General features: G+C 36.5%; 6 protein-coding genes. 4 read left to right on the top strand and 2 right to left on the bottom strand.

Features of this window, described 5'->3' with window-relative positions:
- The first annotated feature begins 29 nt into the window (after positions 1–29).
- The 4 genes from F6K13_RS11105 (at position 30) to F6K13_RS11090 (ending at position 3,727) form a co-directional block, all read left to right on the top strand.
- Positions 30–968: a response regulator gene (locus F6K13_RS11105; protein WP_124145079.1), complete on the top strand. Its 939-nt coding sequence runs from the start codon at positions 30–32 to the stop codon at positions 966–968.
- Positions 969–1,158: 190 nt separating this feature from the next.
- Entirely contained in the window at positions 1,159–1,875 is a 717-nt protein-coding gene (ubiE, locus tag F6K13_RS11100) for a bifunctional demethylmenaquinone methyltransferase/2-methoxy-6-polyprenyl-1,4-benzoquinol methylase UbiE (protein ID WP_124154398.1), read from the top strand.
- A gap of 68 nt (positions 1,876–1,943) precedes the next feature.
- Positions 1,944–3,170, top strand: coding sequence for a DUF445 domain-containing protein (locus F6K13_RS11095; RefSeq protein ID WP_124145081.1), 1,227 nt, complete (start codon positions 1,944–1,946; stop codon positions 3,168–3,170).
- Positions 3,171–3,430: 260 nt separating this feature from the next.
- A complete protein-coding gene (locus F6K13_RS11090) occupies positions 3,431–3,727 on the top strand; it encodes a DUF3493 domain-containing protein (protein ID WP_124145082.1) in 297 nt (98 codons plus the stop codon).
- 509 nt (positions 3,728–4,236) lie between these two features.
- Here F6K13_RS11090 and F6K13_RS11085 read toward each other — a convergent pair.
- Together F6K13_RS11085 and infB are read right to left on the bottom strand one after the other, a co-directional pair.
- A complete protein-coding gene (locus tag F6K13_RS11085; protein ID WP_192901126.1) occupies positions 4,237–4,467 on the bottom strand; it encodes a hypothetical protein in 231 nt (76 codons plus the stop codon).
- An 816-nt stretch (positions 4,468–5,283) separates the two neighbouring features.
- Positions 5,284–7,256: translation initiation factor IF-2 (gene infB, locus F6K13_RS11080; protein ID WP_287287394.1), on the bottom strand; the 1,973-nt coding region annotated here is incomplete at its 5' end.

The following is a 7,256-nucleotide window of genomic DNA, read 5'->3' as shown; positions in this document are numbered from 1 at the left end:
TCGGGTTACAATTGCGGAGGTTTGTTTTAATGGAAGCAATTCCTCAACAGTTAGATAGCATAAAAAGCCAACTGATGAGCTTAACTAGAAGAAAAAAGCCTAAAATGCTAGTGGTAGATGATGAACCAGATAACTTGGACTTGCTCTACCGCACCTTCAGACGAGATTTTAGCGTACTAAAAGCTGAAAGTGGTATTCAGGCTTTGGAAATTTTGGCATCAGAGGGAGAGGTGGCTGTCATTATCTCCGATCAACGAATGCCAGAAATGAAGGGTACGGAATTTTTAAGTAAAACATTGCCCCAATTTCCTAATACTATCAGAATTATTCTCACAGGATTTACTGATATTGAAGATTTGGTGGAAGCGATTAATTCTGGACAAGTACATAAGTATATTACTAAGCCTTGGGACCCTAATGAACTAAAAGGAGTTGTACAAAAGGCGGCAAATACTTATGAAAGGTTGAATCAACGTACTGAAGAATTGCTAAAAACTCAAACTCAATTGCAATTGTTGAGCAATGTGGTTAATATATCTCAAAATTCTGAGACAGTAGAGCAAGCTTTAGAGGAAATTGCATCTGTCTATAGAGAGGCTTTTTCTTGTGATGTATGTATTTTGCAATTGATTGAGGATAATGGTCTAACTTCAATTCAAGGGGTTAGTAGTAATTTGGGTAAGGTGGACAATTGGTTGGTTAATGACCCTCTGGCAATTGAAGCGATCGCTTCTCAAAAGTTACAAGTTGTGATGGATGTATCAGAAGATATTGATCTTTCTAATGTGGCAAATTATCAAATTTCAGGAATAAAGACTCATATTGTCATTCCAATTTCCTATCGGCAAAAACTTGTGGCCTTGATATCCTTACAATGGCAACAACCAAGCAAAATACGTCCAGAAGAACTTGATACGATTAATATCTGTACTCAACTACTGTCATTGGCTTTGAATAGTTTTGCATAGCTTCAGGCATACTATAAGCTTTACTTATAAATAATTAGGTAGGCCAAATATTTGTATTCCAATAAATTTATGTTCCTAGCTCCGCTTCTCTCTAACGACTCTACTAAAGTGGAACACATAATCTCTATACTTAGCATAGCTGCCTGCTGTCATTAACCAAAAGTCTCCATAACTTAAACTTACTATAAAAATGAAAACTACTACTTATGATTATAATTCCACAGAAGTTCAGGCCATATTTAACAGAATTGCCCCAGTTTATGACCAACTTAATGATGCACTAAGTCTGGGACTACATAAAATCTGGAAGCAAATGGCTGTAATGTGGAGTGAAGCTAATGATGGCAATACCTGCTTGGATTTATGTTGTGGTAGTGGAGATTTGGCTTGGATGCTGGCCAAATATGCGGGTAGTCAAGGTATAGTGTATGGAGTAGACTTTTCTGTACAACAATTGGCGATCGCTCGTAACCGCAAATCAACTTTATTTGGTCAGGTTAGTCCTATTAATTGGGTAGAAGCAGATGCCTTGAATTTACCCTTTGCAGATAATTATTTCGATTGTGCTACAATGGGATATGGTTTGCGTAATGTCTTGGATATTCCTCATTGTTTACAAGAGTTATATCGAGTCCTCAAGCCCAATTCTAAGGCAGCCATTCTCGATATGCACCGTCCTAGTGCTTCTTTAGTCAGAAGTTTTCAACAGTGGTATCTGGATAAAGTAGTAGTTCCTGTGGCTGGTAATTTGGAGCTAACTCAGGAATACGCCTATATTAGTCCAAGTCTGACAAAATTTCCCACTGGGGTAGAGCAAGTACTAATAGCACATCAAGCCGGATTTGTCAATGCAAAACATTACCCTATTGCTGGGGGTATGATGGGAATATTAGTAATTACAAAATAATTTTTCAACTGATAATCTTATAATTGTTATTAGTCTTGTCAAAAGTAGATAGTCTGAAATAATTAAAGTTGTCTAATATCTGGCTTTATTTTGTACCACCAATCGCAGGTGGAATTATTGGGTATTTCACTAATGATATAGCGATTAAAATGCTATTTCGCCCTTATCGTCCTTACTATGCTTTTGGGCAAAAGCTACCCTTTACTCCTGGATTAATTCCTGCGAACCAAGAACGTTTAGCAAAGCGAGTTGCTGATACTATAATGGGTTCTTTGTTAACTCCTTCAGAGTTGCAGAATTTAGCACGTCGTTTGTTGCAAACGGAGCGAATGGAGGCAGCTATTCTTTGGCTGTTACAAATGTCCTTAGAACAATTTAAAATCGATACAAGTAAGAAAACTGCTAAAATTCTAGCAAATATTCTACGGGATCTATTAGGTCAATCTTTGCCAAGACTTCTCAAAGTTTGGGCAAAAAAAGAAGATTTTTTGGAAGCTCAACTCAACCAAATTTTTGACCAAGTCTTGCTAGAGTTTCAACTAACAGAAATGCAGGCAACTCAACTATCAGATTGGTTGCTTAAAATTGTACTACCACCAGATATATTAAGGCAGACTTTAATTGATTTTCTCACAGATCAAAATATTTCAATTATTGATGAAGATTTTCGCGAAAAAGCTAGTGGTACTTATTGGGTAGTAGCTAATTTGTTTGGGTTGCGTAATACTTTGATTAGATTAAGAACTTTCTGTTTAGATGATAAAGAATTAACTAATCAGCGTTTAAAAGAATTAATCAGAGCATTAGGTGTTAGAGAAAGAATTCAGGAATGGTTACAAAATCTTTCCATGCAAAATTTACCTGTTTCTACGGTACGCCAGTTAAGAAATACAATGGGTGATAGTGTACGTCTATACTTGCAAGAACGTGGTGCTGATTTAATTCAAGGTTTAAGTTTATCTATAGATTGGGAGCATATTGCCGATTTAATTATTAATCGCTTACAAGCTTCATCAATAATGAATAGTTCTCTAGAGTTGGTGAGTCAAGAATTAGCTTTGGTTTTAGAACGCTATTTAGAACGGGATTTAGAAAATATTGTGGCTCAAGCAATTCCAATTTTAAACATTGACCAAGTAATTATTGACCGCGTTAAGGGTACTTCTCCTGAAGAATTGGAAGTTGCTGTTAATGTAATTGTCAAAAATGAGTTGCAAGCTATTGTTAATTTGGGGGGTGTTTTAGGTGTTGTGGTTGGTTTATTTCAGACAATATTGTTGTTGCTACAAAGGTAAGTTCAAAATTATTGTTAATGTTTTTAATATATAGGTTTTTATTCATTGAATAAGTTGTAAATATTTGGCTGGAATTGATTAGTTTTTGTAAATATTAACTACTAATTATTAACTAATAAGTAGTTAGGCACGAAAAAACCAAAGTATGTAATGAACAGTAAAGTTGCTCAAAAACTTCTGATATTTCGCCCCCTGCCTGATCGTCACTATAATTTTTAATACTGACCTACTTACTTCTTCAAGTTTGTATCTAAAATACTATGTCAACTCCAAAGTCAAATAATAATTCCTCTCAAACTAAACTTAGCCCAGAAAAATATGCTCGCCTCAAAGGTGAACTGGATGCACCTTATCGAGGACTACGGCAATTTATATATATAGCTTTCGGAGCTTCTGGTTTCACCGGAGCTTTTATTTTTTTAGCAAAAATTATTGCAGGCCAAAATATTGCTTCTACTTTACCTAATTTTGCTTTACAAGTCGGAATTGTCATCCTGATGATTTTCCTATTTCGTTTGGAGCAAAAGGCCAGTAATCGATCCTCTTCGTCTAAGTAACAAAAGTTTAAACTTTGTAATGTGGATATATATTTGGCCATAAAAATACAAAAAAATAAAGAAAATATTACGAAATCCTTGATCCCTGTCAAGTTGTTGTTAAATAGTAAATGACTATAAATTGAGGTCAGCTAAAAATAAAGACCTTAAATATTTAAGTTGGGTCAGCTAAGATAAAGACCCTAAATATAAAAAACCCTTTTTAAAAGCAAAACGCCTACTTCTAAATATATTAGGATTAGGCGTTTTGTAATTTGAGTTGTTTTCAGAATTATGGTATAGCAGAAGGAAGAAGGAAAAATCTTACGTTGTCTGAATTTTAAGCTTTTAATTTTTCCTAGCCTTTCCTTAGACTGCTATAGAACTAGAATACTTTTTGTGATGGTATAAGATCAAGTTAAATCTTACTATCTGTTTCCTGTCTGTAAGAGTAATGAAACCTTGTCTCTTATCAAGTAGAAAACTACTGTAAAAAATGAACAAGAAGATTTGTAATATAGACTACTGTTTTAATAAGCTAGTGTTTCTAAAGTTTCCCGTAAATATATACTAACTTGCCGATCTAAGGATATATTTTGCTGCTGACCTTCATTAATCTTACGCTCTAATTGCCATCTCTGAAAACCTGAACTTACAGCGATCGCTTGCTTCAAACTATCCCACATTCTAGATTCTGATTCATTTTTTGTAATTACTTTGGCTGAATTATTATTCCAAGAGGTAACATTAAATTTATTCATAATACTTACCTGAGTTAGTGATAAAGTTACTGAGATTTACAGCTTCTACTTCTTTAAAGATAGCTCACTATTCATAAACCAGGTATTAGTATGACTATATATGTCATCAAATCTTGACTTGTAGATATCATCTTTGGCATTGCTGAATCAAGTTATGAAAATAAAAACTGAAGAATCTCAAATATTTATCATTCAATAGTTTAGCAATCGCAAAAAAATACAAATATCAAATCCGGTTAAACAGTTATAGATTGGTTAAGTAAGGAGGAGTCAGGAGTCAGGAGTCAGGAGGAGAGAGAATCACTTTGATGAGCGTAGTTATGACGATTGAAGAATTTTTTTATGTCCAATTAAACGGATTTGATATCATACCCACGCATCAGCAACGTCCCATCTTTAATTTATTCAAACATTAAGATAGGTAGGTATTAAACCTACCTATTTCTCAAATTATTTGCTAGTAATATCATGTCTCATGAAACAACTGTAATAAACATTGCTTCTCCTAACCCGTAGAGATATTGCATAAAAAGTCCCTATATGTGAGTTAATTAATGTGACTTGATATAACTCTCTTTTGTAACTCTCCTAAAACTATTGTAATTTCTAAACTCTAGAGCTTTTGTATATCAGATGATCGCCAGCTTTTTTCTTCCTAGAAATTCCAGATAGCTGTTAAATAGCTGTTAAATTGCCAAAATTAGATCGTCAAACTTTGTATTTCTTGTTATAGCTCCTTTCGGTGGAAGTTCAAATCATAGAAAAAACCGGAGAGTAACAAAAGAGGGATATTACTTCTGCCTGATAATGAGTATTTTAAATAGACAGTTTCCGGCGCTTAGTTACCATTTGGTAGCCTTCAACTATATCACCTTCAGCCCAATCACTAAAGTTGTCTAAGCTAATGCCACATTCATAACCTGCGTTGACTTCTTTTACATCATCCTTGATACGCCTTAGCGAGTCCAGTACACCTTGGTGAATAACTTCTCCTTTGCGACGTATTCGCACCTTACAATTACGGATAACTTTGCCAGAAAGCACATAGCAACCTGCAACAGCACCACGATTAATCGTAAACACAGCACGTACTTCTACTTCACCTAACGGTTCCTCTACTAGCTCAGGGTCTAATAGACCTTCCATTGCCCCTTGAACATCATCCAACAGTTTGTATATGACGTTGTACTCCCGCACATCTACTCCTGCCGCATCCGCTGCTTGACGTGCTCCTGATGCCATCGTTGTATTAAAGCCAATAATCACAGCTTCACTAGCAGCTGCTAAGTCAATATCTGTTTCTGTCACTTCTCCAGCTCCAGAGAATAATAGCCTTAGTTGGACTTCTTTTTGAGGTAGTTGTCGCAGAGCTGCAACAATAGCCTCAACAGAACCTTGAACATCTGCTTTTAGTATCAAGTTTAGTTCTTTGAGGTCTCCTGCTTGGGCACGAGCTGAAACAGCACCAAGAGTTGTCCTACGCATAATCCGAGATTCTCTTTTAGCATCTGCTCTATCTGTAGCAATTGATGAAGCATCTTTTTCATTTTCAAATACATCAAACTCATCACCAGCTTGAGGCACGTCTCTGAGACCAAGAACTTCTACTGCAAAAGATGGACTTGCTTTTTCCACCCGGTCGCCTCGGTCATCAATCATTGCCCGCACTTTTCCGTAGACGGAGCCAGCAACTACAATATCTCCCACTTTCAAAGTCCCATTTTGTACTAACAAACTAGCTACTGGTCCTCTAGCTTTATCTAAGTGAGCTTCAATTATGGTGCCTTTGGCCAAACGTTCTGGGTTGGCTTGCAAGTCTTCTACCTCGGACACTAAAAGAATCATTTCTAGTAAGCTATCCAGATTCTGTTTCTTGATCGCACTAACTGGAACCATAATAGCGTCACCACCCCATTCTTCAGGAACTAAGCCATGTTCCATCAATTCTTGCTTAACACGATCTGGGTTAGCTTCTTCCTTATCAACCTTGTTAATTGCTACTATAAGTGGTACTCCTGCAGCTTTCGCATGGCTGATAGCTTCTATGGTTTGTGGTTGTACCCCATCATCTGCTGCCACAACTAGCACTGCGACATCTGTAACTCTTGTTCCTCTAGCTCGCATTGCAGTGAAAGCTTCGTGACCAGGAGTATCTAAGAATACTACTTGTTGCATCTTACCTTCATGTTCGACATCAACATGATAAGCTCCAATATGTTGAGTAATACCGCCTGCTTCTCCTGCTGCTACTTTAGTTGCACGGATTGAGTCTAGAAGACTGGTTTTTCCATGATCGACGTGTCCCATAATTGTTACTACTGGTGGACGACGTTCCAGTTTTTCTAGATCGGCATCTTCTAGCATTTCAGTGGTTTTCTTCGCTGCTGATTCTTCTTCTAGGGCTTCTACAGGAATTCCTTCTTCTTCTGCTACCATTTCTATGGTGGCAATATCTAAGCTTTCTGTAATGTTGACTGCTATACCTTTCATAAACAGTCTTTTAATAATCTCTGTTTCTGATACTGCCAAAGCTGTTGCTAATTCTTGAACTGTCATGCTCGAATTAATTACTAGCTTTTCTAAAGGTTGAGCTTCAACAGATTGATTTTGTTCAGCAATTTCAGACTTGACAGGTTGCTGTGATTTACTAGATTTCTTTTTGATGCTGGGAGCGTTGTTACCAGAATTGGATTTAGTTTTGCCAGGACTACTGTTTGGTTTTGGTGGGCGAGCTAAAGATAAGCTCATTGTTACTGGTTCTGGCTTATTTAAAAGTTCTTCTAAATCTA

This window comes from Okeania sp. SIO2B9 (genome assembly GCF_010672505.1).
GTDB lineage: Bacteria > Cyanobacteriota > Cyanobacteriia > Cyanobacteriales > Microcoleaceae > Okeania > Okeania hirsuta.
This window is presented reverse-complemented; position numbering and strand designations above follow the sequence as displayed.

Bases quoted from the DNA above. Each gene is read 5' to 3' on its own strand.
- F6K13_RS11090 (WP_124145082.1), top strand. From the start codon at position 3,431: ATGTCAACTCCAAAGTCAAATAATAATTCCTCTCAAACTAAACTTAGC.
- F6K13_RS11105 (WP_124145079.1), top strand. From the start codon at position 30: ATGGAAGCAATTCCTCAACAGTTAGATAGCATAAAAAGCCAACTGATG.
- F6K13_RS11085 (WP_192901126.1), bottom strand. From the start codon at position 4,467: ATGAATAAATTTAATGTTACCTCTTGGAATAATAATTCAGCCAAAGTA.
- ubiE (WP_124154398.1), top strand. From the start codon at position 1,159: ATGAAAACTACTACTTATGATTATAATTCCACAGAAGTTCAGGCCATA.